The organism is Armatimonas rosea (assembly GCF_014202505.1).
Classification (GTDB): Bacteria; Armatimonadota; Armatimonadia; order Armatimonadales; family Armatimonadaceae; genus Armatimonas; species Armatimonas rosea.
This window is the reverse complement of record NZ_JACHGW010000001.1, coordinates 521,923-540,677: the sequence shown is the minus strand read 5'-3', so window position 1 is coordinate 540,677 and position 18,755 is coordinate 521,923. Positions and strand designations below refer to the sequence as shown.

17 protein-coding genes are annotated in these 18,755 nt (G+C 63.3%); 4 read left to right on the top strand and 13 right to left on the bottom strand.

The window, feature by feature from the left end; all coding sequences use genetic code 11:
* Window positions 1-36: 36 nt before the first annotated feature.
* The gene (locus HNQ39_RS02355) at window positions 37-1,047 is read left to right on the top strand and encodes an alpha/beta hydrolase family protein (protein ID WP_184192350.1); all 1,011 of its coding nucleotides are present in this window, start codon (window positions 37-39) and stop codon (window positions 1,045-1,047) included.
* A gap of 9 nt (window positions 1,048-1,056) precedes the next feature.
* On the opposite strand, the gene HNQ39_RS02350 is transcribed toward HNQ39_RS02355, so the two are convergent.
* From HNQ39_RS02350 to HNQ39_RS02320, 7 genes are all read right to left on the bottom strand, one after another.
* Window positions 1,057-1,713, bottom strand: coding sequence for a hypothetical protein (locus tag HNQ39_RS02350; protein ID WP_184192349.1), 657 nt, complete (start codon window positions 1,711-1,713; stop codon window positions 1,057-1,059).
* 12 nt (window positions 1,714-1,725) lie between these two features.
* Window positions 1,726-3,123 carry an MATE family efflux transporter gene (locus HNQ39_RS02345; RefSeq protein ID WP_184192348.1) on the bottom strand — a complete coding sequence of 466 codons (1,398 nt, stop codon included), beginning with the start codon at window positions 3,121-3,123 and terminating at the stop codon, window positions 1,726-1,728.
* A 40-nt stretch (window positions 3,124-3,163) separates the two neighbouring features.
* The gene (locus tag HNQ39_RS02340; RefSeq protein ID WP_184192347.1) at window positions 3,164-3,754 is read right to left on the bottom strand and encodes a hypothetical protein; all 591 of its coding nucleotides are present in this window, start codon (window positions 3,752-3,754) and stop codon (window positions 3,164-3,166) included.
* 7 nt (window positions 3,755-3,761) lie between these two features.
* On the bottom strand, window positions 3,762-4,733 hold the full coding sequence (locus HNQ39_RS02335; protein ID WP_184192346.1) for a hypothetical protein: 972 nt from the start codon (window positions 4,731-4,733) through the stop codon (window positions 3,762-3,764).
* 72 nt (window positions 4,734-4,805) lie between these two features.
* On the bottom strand, window positions 4,806-7,880 hold the full coding sequence (locus tag HNQ39_RS02330) for a PSD1 and planctomycete cytochrome C domain-containing protein (protein WP_184192345.1): 3,075 nt from the start codon (window positions 7,878-7,880) through the stop codon (window positions 4,806-4,808).
* A complete protein-coding gene (locus HNQ39_RS02325; protein ID WP_184192344.1) occupies window positions 7,864-9,252 on the bottom strand; it encodes a DUF1501 domain-containing protein in 1,389 nt (462 codons plus the stop codon). The genes HNQ39_RS02330 and HNQ39_RS02325 overlap by 17 nt, the downstream gene beginning before the upstream one ends.
* Window positions 9,253-9,342: 90 nt before the next feature.
* Window positions 9,343-10,443, bottom strand: coding sequence for a polysaccharide deacetylase family protein (locus HNQ39_RS02320; protein WP_184192343.1), 1,101 nt, complete (start codon window positions 10,441-10,443; stop codon window positions 9,343-9,345).
* A gap of 102 nt (window positions 10,444-10,545) precedes the next feature.
* Here HNQ39_RS02320 and HNQ39_RS02315 point away from each other — a divergent pair, with 102 nt between their 5' ends.
* On the top strand, window positions 10,546-11,055 hold the full coding sequence (locus HNQ39_RS02315; protein WP_184192342.1) for a hypothetical protein: 510 nt from the start codon (window positions 10,546-10,548) through the stop codon (window positions 11,053-11,055).
* Here HNQ39_RS02315 and HNQ39_RS02310 read toward each other — a convergent pair.
* From HNQ39_RS02310 to def, 6 genes are all read right to left on the bottom strand, one after another.
* Window positions 11,047-11,898: an amidohydrolase family protein gene (locus HNQ39_RS02310; RefSeq protein WP_184192341.1), complete on the bottom strand. Its 852-nt coding sequence runs from the start codon at window positions 11,896-11,898 to the stop codon at window positions 11,047-11,049. The genes HNQ39_RS02315 and HNQ39_RS02310 overlap by 9 nt on opposite strands.
* 3 nt (window positions 11,899-11,901) lie before the next feature.
* Complete coding sequence (locus HNQ39_RS02305) at window positions 11,902-13,422, bottom strand: carboxypeptidase M32 (RefSeq protein WP_184192340.1); 1,521 nt, start codon at window positions 13,420-13,422, stop codon at window positions 11,902-11,904.
* Window positions 13,423-13,450: 28 nt separating this feature from the next.
* Window positions 13,451-14,395 carry a decaprenyl-phosphate phosphoribosyltransferase gene (locus tag HNQ39_RS02300; RefSeq protein WP_184192339.1) on the bottom strand — a complete coding sequence of 315 codons (945 nt, stop codon included), beginning with the start codon at window positions 14,393-14,395 and terminating at the stop codon, window positions 13,451-13,453.
* Window positions 14,396-14,407: 12 nt separating this feature from the next.
* Window positions 14,408-15,340: a hypothetical protein gene (locus tag HNQ39_RS02295; protein WP_184192338.1), complete on the bottom strand. Its 933-nt coding sequence runs from the start codon at window positions 15,338-15,340 to the stop codon at window positions 14,408-14,410.
* Between the two features lie 109 nt (window positions 15,341-15,449).
* Window positions 15,450-16,394, bottom strand: coding sequence for a methionyl-tRNA formyltransferase (fmt, locus tag HNQ39_RS02290; protein ID WP_184192337.1), 945 nt, complete (start codon window positions 16,392-16,394; stop codon window positions 15,450-15,452).
* 170 nt (window positions 16,395-16,564) lie between these two features.
* Window positions 16,565-17,128, bottom strand: coding sequence for a peptide deformylase (gene def, locus HNQ39_RS02285; RefSeq protein ID WP_184192336.1), 564 nt, complete (start codon window positions 17,126-17,128; stop codon window positions 16,565-16,567).
* 126 nt (window positions 17,129-17,254) lie between these two features.
* Between def and HNQ39_RS02280 the strand changes: the two genes are divergently transcribed.
* Both HNQ39_RS02280 and HNQ39_RS02275 read left to right on the top strand, forming a co-directional pair.
* Entirely contained in the window at window positions 17,255-18,001 is a 747-nt protein-coding gene (locus tag HNQ39_RS02280) for a hypothetical protein (protein WP_184192335.1), read from the top strand.
* 102 nt (window positions 18,002-18,103) lie between these two features.
* The gene (locus HNQ39_RS02275; protein WP_184192334.1) at window positions 18,104-18,706 is read left to right on the top strand and encodes a hypothetical protein; all 603 of its coding nucleotides are present in this window, start codon (window positions 18,104-18,106) and stop codon (window positions 18,704-18,706) included.
* The last annotated feature ends 49 nt before the right edge of the window (window positions 18,707-18,755 follow it).

Below are 18,755 nucleotides of genomic sequence, written 5' to 3'. Positions count from 1 at the left end.
TAGCCGAGAGGTTATAATGAGGCAAAAGGATTTTTTATGCCCGCACAGCCGCCCCTCTACAACGACAGTGTCGCCGCCTCGAACCCGCTCCGCGCCGAGCAAGCCCGTGAGCTGGAGCGCTATATCGAGCACCTCAAGACCGACAAGAGCCGTCGCCTCTCAGACATCAAGAAGCTCCGCCAGCGCTTTGCGGAGAGTATCGGCTACCCCCCGCCCGGCAAGCCCGACCCCAAAGAGCCGGCGAGCTTCACGCAGATTGGCGAGGACAGCCTGGGCGTTTACTACCGAGCGATGATCCCGATCTTGCCGGGTGTCCACGCTGAGGGAATCTACATCACGCCGAAAAATGCCACGGGCCGCGTTCCACTGGTGATCTCGATGCACGGCGGCGGCGGCTCGCCCGAGGTCGCGCTCTTCAACGGCGGGGCCAACTACCACGACATGGTGCGCGGTGGGGTGAAGAACGGCTACGCGGTCTTTGCGCCCCAGCACCTCTTCCGCGCCGATGGCTTCCCCGGCGATATCCGCACCCGCACCGACGAGCGCCTGAAACTAGTCGGGACGAGCCTCACGGCGGTGGAGATCGCCAAGATCACGCGCAGCCTGGATGTCTTGCTGAAGCGCCCCGAGCTCGATCCCAAGCGGGTCGCGATGGTGGGGCTCTCCTACGGCGGCTACTACGCGCTGGTCACTCCGGCGCTGGAGCCGCGCATTAAAGTGGCGGTATCGAGCTGCTACTTCGGGGTCCAAGAGTGGCGCTACGAGCACGACGAGCTCTCGGTGCCCTCGGATTTCCGCTTCCCGGATCGCTTCACCCAGCTCCTCGACTCCGACTTGGTCGCCCTGATCTGCCCCCGCGCCCTGCTGATTCAAGCGGGCAAGAGCGACGACGACGACCACCGGGCGGGTGGAGTCAAGCTGGCACCGGCCTCGGCGGAGCACTACAAAAAAGTCGGCAAGGGAGACAACTTCGAGTTTCTGATCTTCGACGGCGGCCACGAGTTCCACGACCCGTCGGCGTGGGCGTTTCTAAAGAAGCACCTGTAGCCGGGTCGTTCACAGTCTGGGCTCGGGCCAAGGCAATTTTTCGCTAAGCCGTAGCGCGATCAGCTCCACGGGGCGACTCCAGCCCACGCGGTCTGTTTCCAGGCGCTCCCAGTCCGGGAACGTGTCCATGCCGTGCTTGACGCGGATTTGTCGCTGCCAGGCTTGCTTGAAGCGTGGCCACGGGAAGTCTTCGTCGGGCCAGCGACGGAGGCGGTAGGTTTTGGGGCGTTTGTGCGAGCGGATGTAGCCACGGGCAATCGCGCTACGTAGCTGCTTGCGAGCGATCTCTTGGTCGGGTGCCGTGACCATAAAGCGCTGTGCGCCGCTGTAGAAATCCACGCGATAGTAGCGCTCCCAGACCGGCAGGCGCTCGGCGGCCCAGAGTGCCCCACCCACGGGGGTGAGCATAAAGCAGCTAGGGTCTTCGTCGTTTCTTTGAAACAGTCCCGCCGCCTCCCACCTGTCTATCCGTGCGATCAGCTCCGCATCGGTCATGGTGTGGGGCTGAAACGGCAGGTTCATGTGAAGCGCGGCCTCGTCCGCAGGGACCCAGTAAGACCAGCTACCGTCCATCGCTGCCCGGGCAAACCAGTCGAAGTGGATCAGCTCGTCGTCGGTGAGGCCGGAGGCGTGGGTGCGAAAGCGGAAATACTCGGCGCGGGTCATCTTTTGCGCGCGCTAGACACGGACCGTGCGCCAGCGGCCTTGGCGGAAGACAATCACCACAAGCACGCCTTGGAGCATGGTCGAGAGGCTCATGGCCCACCAGGCACCGTTGAGGCCGAAGTGGTTGAGGAGGTACCAGGCCAGCGGCAGGCGGACGACGATCATGGCGACCGCGGTCAGCAGGGTCGGGCTGAGGGTCTCCCCCGCGCCTTGGAGCGCCCCCACGAGGCCCATTCCCAGCGCCAGAAACGGCTCTGAGAGCGCGGCGATCTTGAGGTAGGCCACCGCCAGGCGCAGGGTCTCGTCGGCGCGGTCGTTCTGCGCCGAGTCGGTGCCGTGCTGGAGAAAGATCTGGGCAAAGGGCTGGGCAAAGACATAGCAGACCACGCCCATGACGCTCATCACCGCGATCGCCTGCCAGGTCGCGGCCCAGGCACCGGCGTTGGCGCGCTTGACATTGCCCGCCCCCAGGTTCTGGCCTACAAACGCCGACGATGCAATCGAGTAGCCAAAGCCGGGCATGAAGGCGATCGACTCAAACAAGAGCCCGACTCCCAGAGCCGCCACGGCCGCGCTTCCCGCCGCCGAGCGTGCCAGCATTCCCTGGAAGACCAGCATCGAGCCCACACGGATTAGCTGCTGGAGCGCAGCGAGCAGGCCGATCTTGAGGATGCGCCATGCCCAGGTGGTGTCGAGGCGCCACGGGCCGCCCAGCCCCGCCGCCACCGGGCTCCGCCGGAGGAAGTAGACCGTCAGCGCCAGCGCCAGCACCTGCGAGGCAATCAGCGCGAGGGCACCACCGACAATCCCAATCCGGGGAATCAGGATCGCATTGCCCACCGCATGCACCGCCACCGAGCCCAGGGTGACATAGAACGGCCGGGTCGTATCACCGAGGCCACGGAAGACACCGCCGAGGATCATCACCAGAAACTGCACGGGCTGCCCCAGCGCCAGGACCAGCAAGTACGGCTCCGCGAGGGGGAGGGCATGGGCATCGAGGCCCTGAAGCACCATGAGCGGGTGGCGAAAGGCAATCAAAATCCCGCCCACGACCACGGAGATCAGCAGGCTGAGGACGATAGACTGGCGCGTCGCGGAGGCGGCATCGTGGAGCGAGCGAGCGGCATGCTCGGAGTCGCCGGTCTTGCCCGCGCCGATAAAGCGGCCCACGAGCGCGGTTGTCCCCGTGGAGACCGCCATCGCGGCGGCGAGGATCAGCCACATCCACGAGGTACAGATCGTGACCGCCGCGATCGCCTCGGGGCCGAGCTTACTGACAAAGAAGCGATCCAGAAACCCATTGAAGGTCTGGACTAGCATCATCGCCACGGAGGGCATCGCGACTAAAAAGACACCTTTTGCCAGTGGCCCTTCGAGAATCAGCCCCTGTCGCGTATCTTTTGTCATTCCTCTTTCTACCACAAACCGGGTCGTAGAGTTCCGACTTTTAACGGCTCCCGATCACCAGAAAGGCATCCCGCGCCACTTGGAGCGCCCAGAGAGTTGCTCGGGCCGCCCGCCGCCCCTCCCGTCCGAGAGCGCGATTGCGTGTCAGCTCCTCCCGCGCGATCTGGAAGGCCCCATCTACCATGAGCATCTCCCAGGTAAACGTATCCAGCCGGATCGGCTCCGAGACAGGTGGCTCGATCAGGGCGGCTAGGAGGCGTGTCCCCAGCAAAAAAACCGAGTCCGCGGCGGGTCCCAGGAGGCGGATAATCACGAGCCGCTCTTCCTCGGAGAGGAGCTCCATGCTCCGCTGCAAGTGCTGTCGTACCCGTGCCAAGACACCAAGCTGTAGGATTCGGGTCGCATTGCGCTGCATCGTCAGCATCACGTCCTCCCCGAGCGAGCCATCCAGCACGAGGGAGCGATTGCGCCCCTCCAGGTCTCGCACAGCATCGGCGAGCTCCGCAGGAGAGACCACAGGAAGGGGCTGGCGCACAAAGAGTGCGGTGTCTGCCAGCAGGGTCAAGCTTGCGCCCAGCAGACGTGTGATATTGATCTCGATCTCATACAGTACCGGAACCGTCTGTGGCATGGCCTTATTATGGGGATATAGAGAGATTATCTAAAGGCCACCCGAGCTTCACAACTTCAAAATCCCGCCCACGGAGACGCTTCAGGGACGCGATATCGTGATCGTCCCAGCGCCGATCGGGGGTCCCTGAGATAAACCAGTCACCTCCGTTATCGGCGAGGAGCATTCCATAGGTCTTGAGGGCGCGGGCGATCACCCGTGCCTGGGGCGGGAGATCGTCGATGGGGATACTCGCCTTGAGCCGCACCCGCATGCCCATCGGCGGCAGATTTGGATCGGTAAGACGGCTCGCTTTATGGGTTGCGGGAGGAACAGACGCGGCGCGTGTCCGTACAACCGTGAAGCGAAGGGCATGGGCGATCTCGCCACGGGCAACTTCATCGTAGCGGGCCAAGCCTGGGAAGATCGGCAGACCGGCGGCATCGGCGCTGGTCCAGCCCTGTGGCCTCTTCGTGTTGTTACGGAGGTCAAAGATCGCCCCCGAGCCCGCCTTCCAGCGACCGTCGGGCTTGCGGTGGGCATCAAAGAGCTCATAGAGCCTCGCTTCCTGCCGGTCCACCAGCAGAACATGGCGATCCCCGGTGCCCTTCTCCCCGCCTTCGATGCGCACCTTTTCAGGGAGAGGATAGTCGGCGAGGTCACTCTCCGCCGGATAGTAAAAGTCTACCGGCACACGCTTTGTCTGGGGGCCAACCACGTTGTAGGGAATCCCATGGGGCCGGAGCCGATAGCTCGCGCCAAAGTCGGGATGGAGGGGACGGTCGAGGCCAATGGTCGCCACGATCGCATCAGAGCTTGGGTCCACGGGCGCCTTTGTGACCGGGGTATTCCAGGGATCGTTAGGACGAAAGGGGCGAAATCCGGCCAGATCGTCTTCGGGCCCCTGCGACGGCTCCGCGCCGATCCACTGAGAAACGGCTACGCCGCCGCCAGCCAACACTAAGACCACGGCTACCAGAATCTGTCTCTTAGCCCTCATCGTGCTCTGAGTGTACAGGAAAAAAAGCCGGGAGCATCGCTCCCGGCCTTCGTTTTTTGGTACGGGCTTACTCTAGCTGACGTAGACAAACTCATTGGAGCAGAGCAGTGCCTGCGTGTAGAGCTCCCAGCTATCAAGAGGCTTGCGCTCCACCATCTCGGTGTTGTTACGGATCGGGGCGAACTTGCCGACCCCCATTCCCTTCTTTGCGGGAGTCTTGACCACGGGCCGTCGTTGGAGGCGGCCCTTACCCGTTGCGGTAGCAGCGGGGGTCTCGGGGCCTTGTGCTGTCGCACCGATCTTGCTAAGGAATCCCAGGCCCGCCTGGATCTCCTCAGGCTTGGGGGAGCGCTGGTAGAGGATCAGGTAGATCGAGCGAATTTTTTCTTCATCGCTCTGGGCCTTCCCGACTTCCTCGCGGGCCACCACCTGCCGCGCCACATCGACCGCCATCGCACTGTTCATGAAGAAGAGCGCTTGCTGCGGGACAATGGTCGAGATACGTCCCGTGTTGGCCATGGTCGGATCGCTCACATCGAACTGGGTCAGCAAGTCCGAGAGGAAGAGGCGGTCGATATAGCCATAGACCGAGCGGCGGTAGATATACGGCTCATCGGTGATATTCACCGGCTTGCCTCCCAGAGTCGGGTCGAGCTTGCCCGTGAGCGCCACCATTGTGTCCCGGATCGACTCAAAGTCCAGGCGCCGCAGGTTGGCGCGCCAGAGGAGCCGGTTGGCGGGGTCTTTTTTCTCGTAGGCCGCGTTGGTCTCGGTGCCCTGCTGGTAGGTGTTGGAGAGCAGGATCCACTTATGGAGCTTCTTGAGGCTCCAGCCCGTCTCCATAAAGTGGGTCGCCAGCCAGTCCAGCAGCTCGGGGTGGCTAGGCTTCTCGCTCATGTTGCCCAGATCATCGGGGGTGCGGACAAACGCCGCCCCGAAGTGGTGCATCCAGACCCGGTTGACCAGCACGCGTGCGGTCAGGGGGTTCGATGGTGCCGCGATTGCCCGTGCCAGCTCCAGGCGCCCCGAGCCCGCTTTAATGGGCTGCGGTGTCGAGCCCGGCGTGCAGAGCGCAAAGACCTGGCGCGGAACGATATCGCCGGGGCGCTGCTTCTCTCCCCGGATCAGGATGCGCGCGTCCTTGGGCTCCTCCACATCCTCCACCACCATGGCATGCCCCGGTGCGCCGGGGTGCGTGAGCTGGAGGCGGTTGAGGTCGTCGAAGGGGAAGCGTGCGGCGGCGCGGTTATCGGCGCGGAAGCGCTCCGCCAGCTTGCGCAGGTTGGTCACCGAGCTAAACTGGGAGGCGGGCGGGAGGCCAAGGGGGAACTCGATGAGCTGTGCGGTCGCGCTATCGACACTCAGCACCTGGTTCCTCTTACGGGCCTCGATATAGGCCGCGCGCTGCTCCCCCACCTTGGCGAAGATCCGCCCGTAGGCCTCCGCCACATCGGCGATCGAGCGGGGCTTGAGGCTTGCCAGCTCCTTGGCGACAAGGGGATTGAGCTTCATCACGGGGATATTGGCCCCGGCTCGTGGTGCTTGGGCGGCGCGCTGGCGAGCAAAGCGCCCGACGGGTGCTGCGGGCGTGGGGGCGGTCCCCAGCATCTTCCCGATCGCCACGGCGTACTGGCTGGCGAAGCTGCTCTCGGGGAGGCGCTGGAGCAGGTTGAAGGGTGCCAGAATCTGGGGCGTGTCCTTGCTACTACGAACCCCCTGCTGCAGGATGCGTAGCATGTCTCGCTCGCGGATATTGGACGGATTGATCCCGTACTTCTCAGCCAGCTCACTGCCTTCTTTGGAGCGTACATTGGCGGTTGCCAGCATCAGGTAGCCGGCGGCCTTCTTCTGGAAGGCCTCCAGGTGCTCCCCAACATACTCGTAGTAGGCGACCCTGCCCTTATCCAGGAGCACTTTTTCCTGCGCCTCGTAGTCGGCGCGCTTATCGGGATCGCCGCTACCGGGAATCTCCGGCCCCACCTCCGGCTCGTCGATCGAGCTAAAGATGCCATAGAGCGAGTAGTAGTCGGCCGTGGGGATCGGGTCGAACTTATGGTCGTGGCAGCGCGCACAGGCAACCGTCACGCCCATCGTCGCCTTGGTCACCGTGTCGATGCGCTCGTCGATCAGGTCGTTCTTATCCGTAAAGCGCTTCCCCACTGTCAGAAAGCCCAGAGCCGCCAGCTGTGCAGGGTCGTCTTTGGTGGTGAGAATCTGATCCGCGGCCAGCTGCGCCATCAGGAACTCGTTGTAGGGCATGTCCTTGTTGAGTGCCCCGATCACCCAGTCCCGGTAGGTCCAGGCATTGGCGTAGCGGAAGTCCGAGAAGCGGTTCTGGCCCACTTGGGTCGCGCCGGTGGTGTCCGAGTAGCGCGCGGTATCGAGCCAGTGCCGTCCCCAGCGCTCGCCGTAGTGCGGCGATGCCAGGAGCGTATCGACCACCTTCTCCCAGGCAGTGGGGCTCTTGTCGGCCAGAAACGCCCGGACCTCGTCGACCGTGGGGGGCATCCCTATCACATCGTAGTAGGCACGGCGGATCAGCGCGGCGCGGCTCGCGGGCGCGGTTGGTACCATGCCACTGGCTTCGAGCTTTGCCAGCACAAAGCTATCGATGGGGTTCTTCACCCAGGCCGCGTTCTTTACCTTGGGGATCGCGGGGCGCTCCACGGGCTGAAAGGCCCAGTGACGGCGCGCCTTGTCCGTAATTCCCGTCATTTTTGAGGTCGTCTTTACGTCCGTGGCGCTGCGTGGGTCCGGCGCGCCCATCTTCACCCAGGCCTCCAGGGCGGCGAGCTCGCTGGCGGAGAGCCTACCTCCGGGCGGCATGGGCGCCCCCGTGCTCTTCACCCGCTGGATCAGCAGGCTCTTGTCCGGGTCTCCGGCGACAACCGCGGGGCCACTTCCGCCGCCGCGCTGCCAGGACTCGCGAAAGTCCAGTGAGAGCCCGCCGCGCGCGACCCCATCCACGTGACAGGGGGCGCACTTGCCCGTGAGGATCGGACGAATCTTCGCCTCGAAGAACTGTGTCTGCTCCGGGGTGAGCGCTTGGGGCTTTGGCGTGGGCTTCTGCGCCCCCGCGGCCAGCGCTAGGGCCACGGCTCCGCCAACCCCGGCCCAGCGGGGAGGATTTTTAAGCCAGAATTTCATTGACAATGTTCCCATAGTTGTCGGTCAGGCGGAAGTCACGCCCGTTGTAGCGGTAGGTCAGCTTGGTGTGGTCGAAGCCCAGGACCCGCAGGATAGTGGCGTGGAAGTCGTGGACATGGACCGGGTTGGCGGCGATATTCATCCCCAGCTCATCGGTCTCGCCGTAGTGCATTCCGCCCTTAACTCCCCCGCCGGCCATAAACGCGGAGAAGCAGCGCGAGTGGTGGTCGCGGCCGGACTGGTCGTTGATGCTACCCGCTGTGGTCGGGGTGCGCCCAAACTCACCGCCCCAGATCACGAGGGTAGACTCCAGCAGGCCACGCTCCTTCAGGTCCGCGATCAGTGCCGCGACCGGCTGGTCCATCTCGCCGCCCTTTCGATTGAGGCTCTGGACAAGCTGCTGGTGGTGGTCCCAGCCCCCAATCTCGACCTGGACAAAGCGGACGCCCCGCTCCACCAGGCGCCGGGCGCAGAGTAGCTTGCCCGCAAAGTCCGAGGTCCCGTACTTGGCGCGCACGGCGGCGGGCTCCTTGGTGATATCGAAGGCATCGGTCGCGGCGGTCTGCATCTTAAAGGCGAGCTCAAAGGAGTCGATCCGCGCCTCTAGCTGCTCGTCATGCTGGAACTTGGCGCTATGGTTGCCATTGAGCTGCCGGGCCAGGTCGAGCTGCATGCGCTGCGCCTCGGCGGAGCTAAACTCATTCTTGAGGTTCAGGAGCACCTTATCCACGGGCTTGCCGGGCGCGAAGTCCGCGCGGGTTCCCTGGAACGGGCTGGGCAGAAACGCCGACTGGCGCCACTCCGGGCTCCCTCCCAGCGTCACAAAGCCCGGCAGGTCCTGGTTGTCGGTGCCCAGGCCGTAGAGCACCCAGCTCCCCAGGCTCGGCTTGACCAGCTGGGTCGAGCCGGTGTTCATCATCTTGGCGGCCACTGGGTGCGCGGGGATGTCGGTCTTCATCGAGCGAATCACGCACAGGTCATCGGCGCACTTCTGGAGGTTGGGAAAGAGCTCGCTGATCTCCAGCCCGCTCTGGCCGCACTTCTGGAACTTGAAGGGGGTGGGAAAGATCACGCCGCTGGCCCCAGAGACGGTCTGCCCACGGAACTTCTCCATGCCGGGCTTGGGGTCGAAGGTGTCCAGGTGCGACGGTGCCCCGGAGGCGAAGATATGGATGACATGCCGGGCCTTCGCCGGCAGCGGCGCTTTCTTGGCGGCGGTGAGCGCATTTCCGGTATCGGCCTTCGCCTCACTCGCAAAGAGCGCCGAGAGCGCCAGCCCCCCGATTCCTAGCCCCGTCCGGCTCAGGAACTCCCGGCGCGACGTAGTCACCTCACGCCCCGAACACAGTGCAACATCTTGTAAACGACTCATGACAGCCTCCTCCGCTCTTCATCATCGGTAGTCTGAGGGTAAGGACGCAGGAGGCTAAGAGACTGTTCAGGTGGATTTTTCCACTCTAGGCTATTTCGAGGCGGGCACGATCGGCTTTCCCCCTGCCCCTTGGATGCCCTGGCTCTCGTAGGCATTGAGCTGCTTGCCCTGCTTCTCCACCCGCTCGCGTGCCAGCTCGGCCTCCTTGGCCTTGGGGAAGCTCACCCAGCTGGGGTCGCCATCGGAGATGTAGCGGCCTCCGCCCGGAGCCGTGAGCTTCTCGACCCAGTAGCGAATTCCATTGAGGCCATCGATCGAGTTGATGCGCTCTAGCCGGAGCGGGTTGAACTTCACCGATGCCGGGGAAGGAATCGGGCGCCAGGCGGCGTCGAAGGCGGCCTTGTAGGAGTAGCTGTGGCCATTGTAGGTCCCCTTGAGCAGCAGCGGCCAGAGCGCCTTGTTGCGTGGGTACTTGCCCATCGGCAGGGCGAAGGTCTCCAGCTTCACCTCGGGGTTGAGGTCGGTGACCAGCTTGTCGGCACCCCCGATCTCCTCTTGGATCTGCGCGGCGGTGTAGTCGGCGAAGCTCTTGTGCAGGGTCGAGTGGTTTGCGATCTCACAGCCATTTTTCAGGAGATAGGCAATCTTGTCTTTTCCCATCCCGGTCTGCCCAAACGACTCATTGGTGACTTTGGACTTTGGCAAGACAAAGAAGGTCGCACTCACCTTCCAGTCCGGGTGCGCCTTGACAAAGCGCTCCATCACCCCCAGCGCACAGTTGGGATCGACCTGCGGCCCCTGGTCGGTCTGGATCAGCCCAAACTGTGTCTTGCGAGCATCGTCGAAGGTAAGCGCCACCGGGGTCTTGCCCAGCGGCACATCCAGCCGGTTGGCGACAATATCGGCCGCGGTCACCGGGTAGAACCCCTTCTCGTAGAGGAGCTCCAGGTCTTTCTCAAACGATGCCACCGTGCGGTCCAGCGGCGTGTTCTTCCCGCTCTTGCCGATGTCATGGTACATGATGACCGGGATCTTCCCGAGCTCATCGGGCTGCACCTTGGTCAGGTCAAAAGTGGGCGGTTTGGGCGCAGGCGTCGGGCCAGGAGTCGGGGTGGGGCCGGTCGATTTAAACTTAAGGCACCCTGTTAGAGCAACGAGGGGCAGACAAAACAAAAGGGGGGTGATTCTCACAAAAGTATTATATCGCTCCCTTTGCCTGTAATATCCCCCGGCGATCCCTTGATTTCTCAGTACAGCCCCACGGGGCTGGAGTGGATTGAAGGAGAGACGCCAATGAAGATCCCCCGCGGGACTCTATTTCTACAGCTGAGCAGCACGACCCTGGCCTTGGTGGCGGTCGCGCTCTACCAGCACCAGACAGCAACACCACACGCTGGCACCGTCCGCGAGAGCCAGCGGATCCTCTACCAGCGCTACGAGGAGGTTCTCAAGCTCCTCTACGCCAACCAGCCCATGACCGCCGCGGAGCAGCTCGCCTGCCTGCCCAAGGAGACCGTGGTCCTGGAGACAGCCCTCCTGCGGGACTACAGTGTCCCCTACGCCCCGGAGATGCTCTTTTTGCAGCTAGGGACGATGTTCCAGCGCCATGCGGCCCGGGCGGCGGATCGCGGCGAGAGGGAAAAAGCGGAGCTGCTCCTCGGGGCGTGCCGGTCTCTACAAGGGCGCTTGCGGATCGGGAGCCAGGATGAGACCCCGCTGGAGCGTGCCAAGCGCGAGGTCCTTCTGCTGCGCCTAGAGCGTGTCAGCCAGCTCCCCCAAGGCCCACAGGAGAGCCTATCCTAGCCCATAGAAACGGGTGGCGTTCTCCCAGAAGAGCTTCTGTTGCTCGGTGTCGGGAAGGGAGGCGACAAGGGTCTTGAGGGTCGCGACCCACTCGGCGAGGCTCGCACGGAGCGTGCAGACCGGCCAGTCGCTGGCAAAGATCACCCGCTCTGGCCCAAAGGTCGTCAGAGTGTGGTGGATGCAGGGAGCCAGCTGCTCCACAAAATCAACACCCGGCTGGGTTCCCGCGATAATCCCGGAGAGCTTCACGATCGTGTTGGGGCAGGCCGCGACCTGCTCTAGCCCTTGTCGCCACGCCTCAAGCTGAGCCGGCGTGCCCGTGACCGGCGCGTTGCCGCAGTGGTCCAGCACAAAGCGCGTCTCCGGGCAGGAGCGGGCCAGCGCAGCACCATCGGTGAGCTCATCGGGGCGCAGGCACAGATCGAAGCACAGCCCGCGCCTCCCCAGCTCCTGCACGCCCGCCACAAACGCCGGCTGGAGGCAGTAGCCCTGCGGTAGCCCACCATGGAGCACCTGCCGCACCCCCTTGAGGTGCGGGTGCGCGATCTTGTCGAGATAGCCGTAAAAATCGCTCGCCGCCGGGTCACCACCCACCACCGCGCCCACCATCGGGTTCTGGGGATCGTCGCACAGCCCCAGGACATAGCGCGCCTCCGCCTCCCGCTGGTCGGGGCGAACATCGACCTCCATGTAGATCGTCGCCGCAATCCCCAGCCCGGCGGTCGCACGCGCGTAGTCCTCGGGCGTGTGGCTCTTGCTCAGGGGCTCGGTCGCGGTCTCCAGCCAGGGCAAGTCGAAGCGCGCCCGGTCCCAGAGGTGCTGGTGGGTATCAATAATCTTCATTGTCTATAAAATACGCTTGCGCTGACGGCGCTCGGCAAAGTAGATCTCACGGTACTTATTGTGCAGGTAGCGGATAAAGGGCTTGGCGGAGAGCGGCTCTCCACAGATGCGCTCGGTCAGCTCGCCGGGCAGGTAGCGCCGCCCCGGACGATGCACATTCTCGCGGAGCCACTCCAAGAGCGGCGCGTAGTCGCCTCGGGTGAGAGCCCCCTCCAGGCCAGGCTGGCTCGTCAGCGCCTTCTCAAAGAGCTGCGCGGAGAGCATGGTCCCCAGTGCATAGGTCGGGAAGTAGCCAAACATCCCCCCGGACCAGTGGACATCCTGGAGGCAGCCCAGAGAGTCGCTGGGCGGGGTAATCCCCAGGTAGCTCTGCATCTTGGCGTTCCAGGCATCGGGGAGGTCCTTCACCGCCAGGGTTCCCGCCACGAGCTCCTGCTCCAGCTCGAAGCGTAGGAAGATGTGCAGGCAGTAGGTCACCTCATCGGCCTCAACGCGCACCAGCGACGGCTCGACATGGTTGATCGCGCGGTAGAACTGGTGGATGTCGATATCAGAGAGGACCCCGGGGAAGTAGCGCTGGAGCCCCGGGTAGAAGACATTCCAGAAGGTCCGTGAGCGCCCAATCACATTCTCCCAGAGCCGCGACTGGGACTCATGGAACGCCAAGCTCGCCGCCCCCGAGAGCGGGGTATCGTCGTCCTTGGGATCGAAGCCCTGCTCGTACATCCCATGGCCCGCCTCGTGGATCGTCCCCATGAGCGCACAGGGCAGCCAGTTGGTCTCCACCCGGGTCGTGATCCGAACATCGGTGCGGTGCAGGCCCTGACAGAACGGATGGACCGCCTTGTCTTGGCGCCCGTGGTTGAAGTCAAAGCCCAGCTTCTTGGCGACATACTCAGTAAAGGCAAGCTGGTTTGCCTCATCAAAGCCGCGCTTGAGGCACGAGTTATCGACCTGCTCGCCCTCACGGATGATCTCCATCAGCGGGAGGAGGCCATCGCGCACCTCCGCAAAGACTGTCGCCACTTGCTCGGTGGTCGCCCCGGGCTCGTACTGATCGAGGAGGGCATCGTAGCGACACCCGCCGTGCCCCAGGTGATCGGCCACCTGGCGGGAGAGATCCAGGAGCTTCTCCAGGGTCGGGGAGAAGTGGGCGAAGTCGTTGTCCTGGCGCGCCTTCACCCAGACCTCGTGGCCCAGAGCGGTCTCCCGTGCCAGGCTCGCCACGAGCGCTGTAGGAAGCTTGACCGACTTGTCGTAGTCGCGGCGTACAGCCCGCAGGGTGAGCGCTCTATCGGAGCCCTCTTCGGCCCCCTCGGCCTCGGCCTGCGCCAGCAGACTCCCCGTGGCTTCGTCGGTGAAGCGCTCGTGCAGGAGCTTTCCCATCGCCCCCATGGCATTGGCCCGTGCGAGGGCACCACCGGCGGGCATGTAGCACTGCTGGTCCCACCCGAGGAGCGCCGCCGCGTGCCCTAGGTGGCCCAGCTCAGAAAGACGTTCTAGTAAACTCTCGTAAGCAGACATATCGGGGCATTGTACCTGAAGCGTGAGACTAAAGGCGCAAGACGATCAGGGCGACCAGTGCCCAGAGCAGGATATTGACCAGTAGCGCCTTGTCCTCCACCAGGGTCGCCTCCGGTGCCTCCCCCATGCCTTTTTTGTGGGAGAGATAGAGGTAGCGAAAGAGCCCGTAGATCACGAAGGGGATGGTCGCCATCAAGTACGGGCGGCTCTGGCCGTTCTGCGACTTGGAAAAAAACGTGTAGAGGGTGTAGGACATCACACAGGCAGAGGCGACAATGGTGATCATCTGCTCCAGCATGGGCAGGCTGTACTCTTTGAGGATCGCTCGTGTCGGAGAGGCGCTCCCGAGGGCAACCAGCTCACCGCGGCGCTTGGAGAGCCCAAGGAAAAGCGCGAGCAGGAGCGTGCAGAGCAGGAGCCACTCGGAGATGGGGACGTTGATCACAAAGGCCCCCGCGACCGCACGGATGACAAAGAGGGATGCCAGGACCAAGACATCGACAATCACAAGATGCTTTAGAACAAAAGAGTAGCAAAGCGTGACAACCAGATAGAGACTGGCAGCCGTAAAGAACTTCCAGGCGGGCCAGCCGCTTAGGTCGTACTCCAAGAGCCGGGCCGCGACTAGGAGGGCAGGGATTCCCAGTCCCGCCATAACCCGAGCCACGCCCAGAGGCAGACGCCCTGAGGCGATCGGTCGAAAGCGCTTTTTCGGGTGCTGGCGATCCGCCTCAACATCGAGGAGATCGTTGACATAGTAGGTCAGGCCGGAGAGGAAACAAAAGAGGAAGAATGCTGCGATCGCCTTTACCCAGTGGAGGGGGGCGTGCTGCTGGTCTTGTGTGAAGAGAAGCCCTGCAAAGAGAAGGACATTCTTGACCCACTGCTTGGGTCGCATTGCCTCCAACCAGGCCGGGAGCCGACCTGGTTGGGAGGAAGAGAGGGGCTGTGTTGGGGTCTCGGACGAAGCCATCCTGAAGAGACGCTAACGTCCTATTTCAAGAGCCAGGGTCTTTGTCATGGGCTTCTTGACCCCGTCCACATCGGAGACCGTCAGCGTGACGACTGTCTTGTGAATCTGCTCACCACCACGGAAGATACGTGCCGGGAAGACATGCTTGACGATGCGTCCTGTGTCGTCTTCCTGAATTCCATCGCTCGCGTCCCAGTCCCAGGAGAACTTCAGGGTGCTTGCACCGCCCTCGGCGTCTCCCACAAACGTGGTCTCGTTGTCCGCAAAGGCGATCTGGTCCTCCAGATCCGCGACACTGATCTCGGTGTCGTCGGTCAGGATATCCATCTCCCCCACGTAGAAGGAGTCGAACTTATCCCCACTGATCACCAGTGAGGCGAGCCGCGCGCCATTGCCCGAGAGAGGCTTCTTGGCCGCCTTCTTCAGGGCCAAGAGCGGCATGGTCACGGGAACATAGGAGTCCGGGTCCTCACTGGGCGGGATATCGAGGGGACGAACCACCTCGTACTGGGAGCCATCGGCCATGATAAAAAGAAAGCGCATGTGCTCGAATGCCGCCGCAGCCTTCTTCTGTCCAAACCCGGAGAGATCGACAACCTCCTGGGTAGCATTGAAGCTGGCACGCATGCGCAGGTAGCAACGGGGGTTGGCAAGGGCTGCGCTCAGGTCCACGGGCTTGGCAAAGTCGATTCGCCCACCCTGGTAGGTGCCATGCGTGGTGACTTTAATGGAGTAGTCGCCCATGAGCACTTTCCCATTGTCTCCCCGACTGGCCTCGGCGCGGCCACTACCCCAGCTCCCCAGGGTCACCGAGTTTTCCTCACCTTTGAACAGGGTAAACGCAACGGTAGCGTCCCCCTCCTGAGCCAGAGCGGCAGCAAGTGCCATGCCGCCCACAACGGCGGCGGCGGTAAAGCGCACGAGACGGCGGCTAAGGACACGCATCTTCAAACTCGATTCCTTTCGGCACAACTGATCCTGTAAGCACAACTGACAAGGATGCCAGCCTATTATACAACGTCGGCACGGCGATTCCTTCTTTGTAGAAAAAATCTTATGGGCGGCTCGCGAGGTCCCCGAGCCTGAGCCGCGCACCATTCGCATACGCCGCCGCCGCCATCACGGGCTTGCCCACCGGCTGCACGGTCACAAGGCGCAGGCGCCCTGCGAGGGTTGCCAGCTCTATCCCCGCCTTGGTGAGCGCCACCACGGTCCCCGGGACATCTTGCTCCTCACCCTGCAGGACCTGCGCCTCCAAGACCTTCACTTCTTTCCCCACCAGCAGGAGCACGCCCGCCGGACGAGGGGTGAGAGCACGGACGCGATTGGCCAAGAGCGCCGCGCTCTCCGCAGTCGGGTCCAGAAAGCCGTCCTCACGGGTGAGCATGGTAGCGTAGGTCATGCCTTCCTCCCGCTGCGGCGTCGGCTCCCAGCCAGGCTCCTGCTCAAGGCGATCCAAGGTCTGCACCAAGAGCAGCGCCCCCGCCTCCGCCAGGCGAGGCTCCAAGAGAAGCGTCGTATCATCAGGGGTGATCGGAAGGCGCGCCTCTAGAAAGACCGGCCCGGTATCGAGAGTCGCCTCCATCCGCATGGTCGCGACCCCGGTCTCAGTATCGCCCGCCATGATCGCACGGTGGATCGGAGCCGCACCCCGCCAGCGAGGCAGGAGCGAGGCGTGCACATTGATGCCGCCGTGTCGTGGGATATCCAGCACCCGCTGCGGAATAATCTGCCCAAAGCTGACCACGACCAGCGCATCCGGCTCCAGCGCCGCCAGCTCCTCGGGGAAGGGCTTGCGGCGCACTCTCTCGGGCTGCAAGACGGTCTCGTAGCCCAGTGCGCGCGCCGCTTTCTTGACCGCAGACTCCGCCAGCTGCATCCCACGCCCCGCCGGCCGATCCGGCTGGGTCACGACGGCAAGAACCGTGTGGGCACTGTCATGAAGCGCTTGCAGGGTCGGCACCGCAAAGGGAGAGGTTCCAAAGAAGATAACACGCATGCTGAATTCTATCGCCCTCCATTAGATCGCCCCGGTTAGAGCGGGGCGTCAACGGGCGTCGCAAGCTCCGCCGCAAAGGCCTTCGGCCATCCCGAATATTTTATGGGCGAAGCCCTTCCCAGCGCGAAGCGCTCGTTGACGCCCCGCTCTAACCGGGGCGATCTAAGATGCTACTCGGCAGGAGCGCGCTCGGAGGCCTGCTCCTCGGGCGTGAGCATGTGGAGGGTCTTGGGATCGGCGAGGTCGGTGAAGAGAATGCCATTGAGGTGGTCGACCTCGTGGCAGATAATCCGGGCCTCAAAATCACGGGCCTTGAAGCGCACGGGGTGACCGCTGCCATTGAGCGCCTGCACAAAGATCTGGCTGGGGCGACGGACCACACCGCGCAGACCAGGGATCGAGAGACAGCCCTCCTCAGGCTCGTACTGCTCGCCCTTTGCCTTGGAGATCTGGGGATTGATGAGCACCTTCAGCCCCGCTCCCGCATCGTAGACCAGCAGGCGAATGCTCTGCCCCACCTGAGGAGCCGCCAGCCCCACCCCGTGCGCGGCGTACATGATATCGGCCATCTCCGCGATCAGAGCCCGCAGCTCCGTGTCCACTACCTTGACCTCCGCAGCGGTCTTGAGGAGCACTTCCCAGCCAGGAGTCTCTTTGTACTTGACCACGCGGCTATCATCAAAAGGAATATCCTTGTACTTTGCCGCCAGGTCCGAGAGGTTTTCAGAAGCCATACAAGCCCCCATTTTATCACGTGGAGCCCCGCTCTCTGGCGAAAATTATTTTCTTTCACCCCTGTAATTTTGATAGGGAAGAGCCAATAATCCTCGGTGTACGATCATCCCAAAGGATTGAAAACCATGTCGCTATTTGGACGCAATACACCTAAAAAAGACGATGTTCTGGAGCCTGTCGCTCCCCCGATTAGCCTTGCCGCTACCCCCGTGGCCGCACCCGCTCCGCCCACGCCTGTCGTCGCGGTTGAGCCGCCAAAGCCCCTGGTTGCCCCCGAGCCGCCCACTCTCTCTGCCGATAAGACTCTGGACTTCCAGGCTATCTACCAGTTTGCCAAGGTCCCCACGGCCCCCTTCACCGCAGAGCAGACCCTCGCGATGCTAGAGCAGCTCCCCGCGGCCATGCCGCTGGAGATGAAGCGCCAGACCGTCCAGGTGACCCTGGGAGCGATGGGAACCGCGATCGGAGCGACCCGTGTCAGCATTGTCGCCGATGCCGACCAGAAGCGCACGACCCTCAACCAGTACGCCGACTCGCAGGGCAAGAAGACCGACGATACAGTCGCCGCTGCCGAGAGCGAGATCGCCGAGCTCCAGCGCAAGATCGCCGAAAAAGAGAACGAGATCGCCCTCGCCCAGGACAAGCAGGCCTGCATCCGCAACCTCTGCGACTCCGAGGCCACCCGCCTAGAGAGCGTCCTGAGCTTCTTCAACGAGGAGAGCACCACCGCCGCGCCCGCTCCTGCCGCAACGCCCCTTGTCAGCCTCACTCTAGAGGACAGCGACAAGGACGACAGCACGTTCTCGCCGTTTGGCCTAGAGGACGATGAGGACGAGAGCAGCGACGAAGCCCCGCTACGGGTCGCCGCCTAACCTAGCCCCGTCTTGTAAAAAGCCCTGGAGAGCGTGCTCTCCGGGGCTTTTTGTTGCAACTGCCCCCGTTTTCCCGCTATCCTGTGCAGTGGAGGACGCGAGATGTACCGAGGAACTGTGATTGTCCGGGCACTGCCGCCCATGCTACTGGTCGTTGGGCTGATCCACTGGCGACTTTTTGGAGAGACCCCCCACTACGACTGGGGCGACTATCTCCTACCGATTCTAGGAGCCTATGTGCTAGGGCGCGGCATCGCCCAGCGGGAGAAGGCCCGCCTCTGTGAGCTGATGGCGGGGCTTGGATTGGCGAGCATCGCCCTTGGGGCCGCAACCGCAAACCCCTATCTTGTACCCACAAGCCTCTTTTTAGGCGGAGCGGGGCTGTTTCTGCTCCCTCTCTACTCGACCACCCTGCGCCACTCCGACCCTGAGTGTGCCCTTGCGGTCCCCCAGACCCGTAACACGGCGCTTGCCCTCGTGGCGATTCTCTGCTTGGTCAGCGCGACCTGTGGCATGGGCTGGCGAGAGTCGATCCTCTGGGGCGCGATGCTCTCCACCTATATCTGCATCCCTGCTCTCTTGATCGCCCTGAGCTGCACCCTGGGCGGCAAGACCCGCACGGGAGCCAGTATCGGAGCGGTTGCGGCCTTGGTGCTGACCACGTTCTTGCTCTTGCTGACCGTGCTGGGGATTCGCTTCGACTAAAAAAAGGCCCCCGGCGCGGTTGCGCCGGGGGCCTTTTTGGTTTTTGGTG

What these genes read in the sequence shown, in the direction of transcription:
- HNQ39_RS02355 (WP_184192350.1), top strand. Translation starts at nt 37, where the DNA reads ATGCCCGCACAGCCGCCCCTCTACAACGACAGTGTCGCCGCCTCGAAC.
- HNQ39_RS02350 (WP_184192349.1), bottom strand. Translation starts at nt 1,713, where the DNA reads ATGACCCGCGCCGAGTATTTCCGCTTTCGCACCCACGCCTCCGGCCTC.
- HNQ39_RS02345 (WP_184192348.1), bottom strand. Translation starts at nt 3,123, where the DNA reads ATGACAAAAGATACGCGACAGGGGCTGATTCTCGAAGGGCCACTGGCA.
- HNQ39_RS02340 (WP_184192347.1), bottom strand. Translation starts at nt 3,754, where the DNA reads ATGCCACAGACGGTTCCGGTACTGTATGAGATCGAGATCAATATCACA.
- HNQ39_RS02335 (WP_184192346.1), bottom strand. Translation starts at nt 4,733, where the DNA reads ATGAGGGCTAAGAGACAGATTCTGGTAGCCGTGGTCTTAGTGTTGGCT.
- HNQ39_RS02330 (WP_184192345.1), bottom strand. Translation starts at nt 7,880, where the DNA reads ATGAAATTCTGGCTTAAAAATCCTCCCCGCTGGGCCGGGGTTGGCGGA.
- HNQ39_RS02325 (WP_184192344.1), bottom strand. Translation starts at nt 9,252, where the DNA reads ATGAGTCGTTTACAAGATGTTGCACTGTGTTCGGGGCGTGAGGTGACT.
- HNQ39_RS02315 (WP_184192342.1), top strand. Translation starts at nt 10,546, where the DNA reads ATGAAGATCCCCCGCGGGACTCTATTTCTACAGCTGAGCAGCACGACC.
- HNQ39_RS02310 (WP_184192341.1), bottom strand. Translation starts at nt 11,898, where the DNA reads ATGAAGATTATTGATACCCACCAGCACCTCTGGGACCGGGCGCGCTTC.
- HNQ39_RS02305 (WP_184192340.1), bottom strand. Translation starts at nt 13,422, where the DNA reads ATGTCTGCTTACGAGAGTTTACTAGAACGTCTTTCTGAGCTGGGCCAC.
- HNQ39_RS02300 (WP_184192339.1), bottom strand. Translation starts at nt 14,395, where the DNA reads ATGGCTTCGTCCGAGACCCCAACACAGCCCCTCTCTTCCTCCCAACCA.
- HNQ39_RS02295 (WP_184192338.1), bottom strand. Translation starts at nt 15,340, where the DNA reads ATGCGTGTCCTTAGCCGCCGTCTCGTGCGCTTTACCGCCGCCGCCGTT.
- fmt (WP_184192337.1), bottom strand. Translation starts at nt 16,394, where the DNA reads ATGCGTGTTATCTTCTTTGGAACCTCTCCCTTTGCGGTGCCGACCCTG.
- def (WP_184192336.1), bottom strand. Translation starts at nt 17,128, where the DNA reads ATGGCTTCTGAAAACCTCTCGGACCTGGCGGCAAAGTACAAGGATATT.
- HNQ39_RS02280 (WP_184192335.1), top strand. Translation starts at nt 17,255, where the DNA reads ATGTCGCTATTTGGACGCAATACACCTAAAAAAGACGATGTTCTGGAG.
- HNQ39_RS02275 (WP_184192334.1), top strand. Translation starts at nt 18,104, where the DNA reads ATGTACCGAGGAACTGTGATTGTCCGGGCACTGCCGCCCATGCTACTG.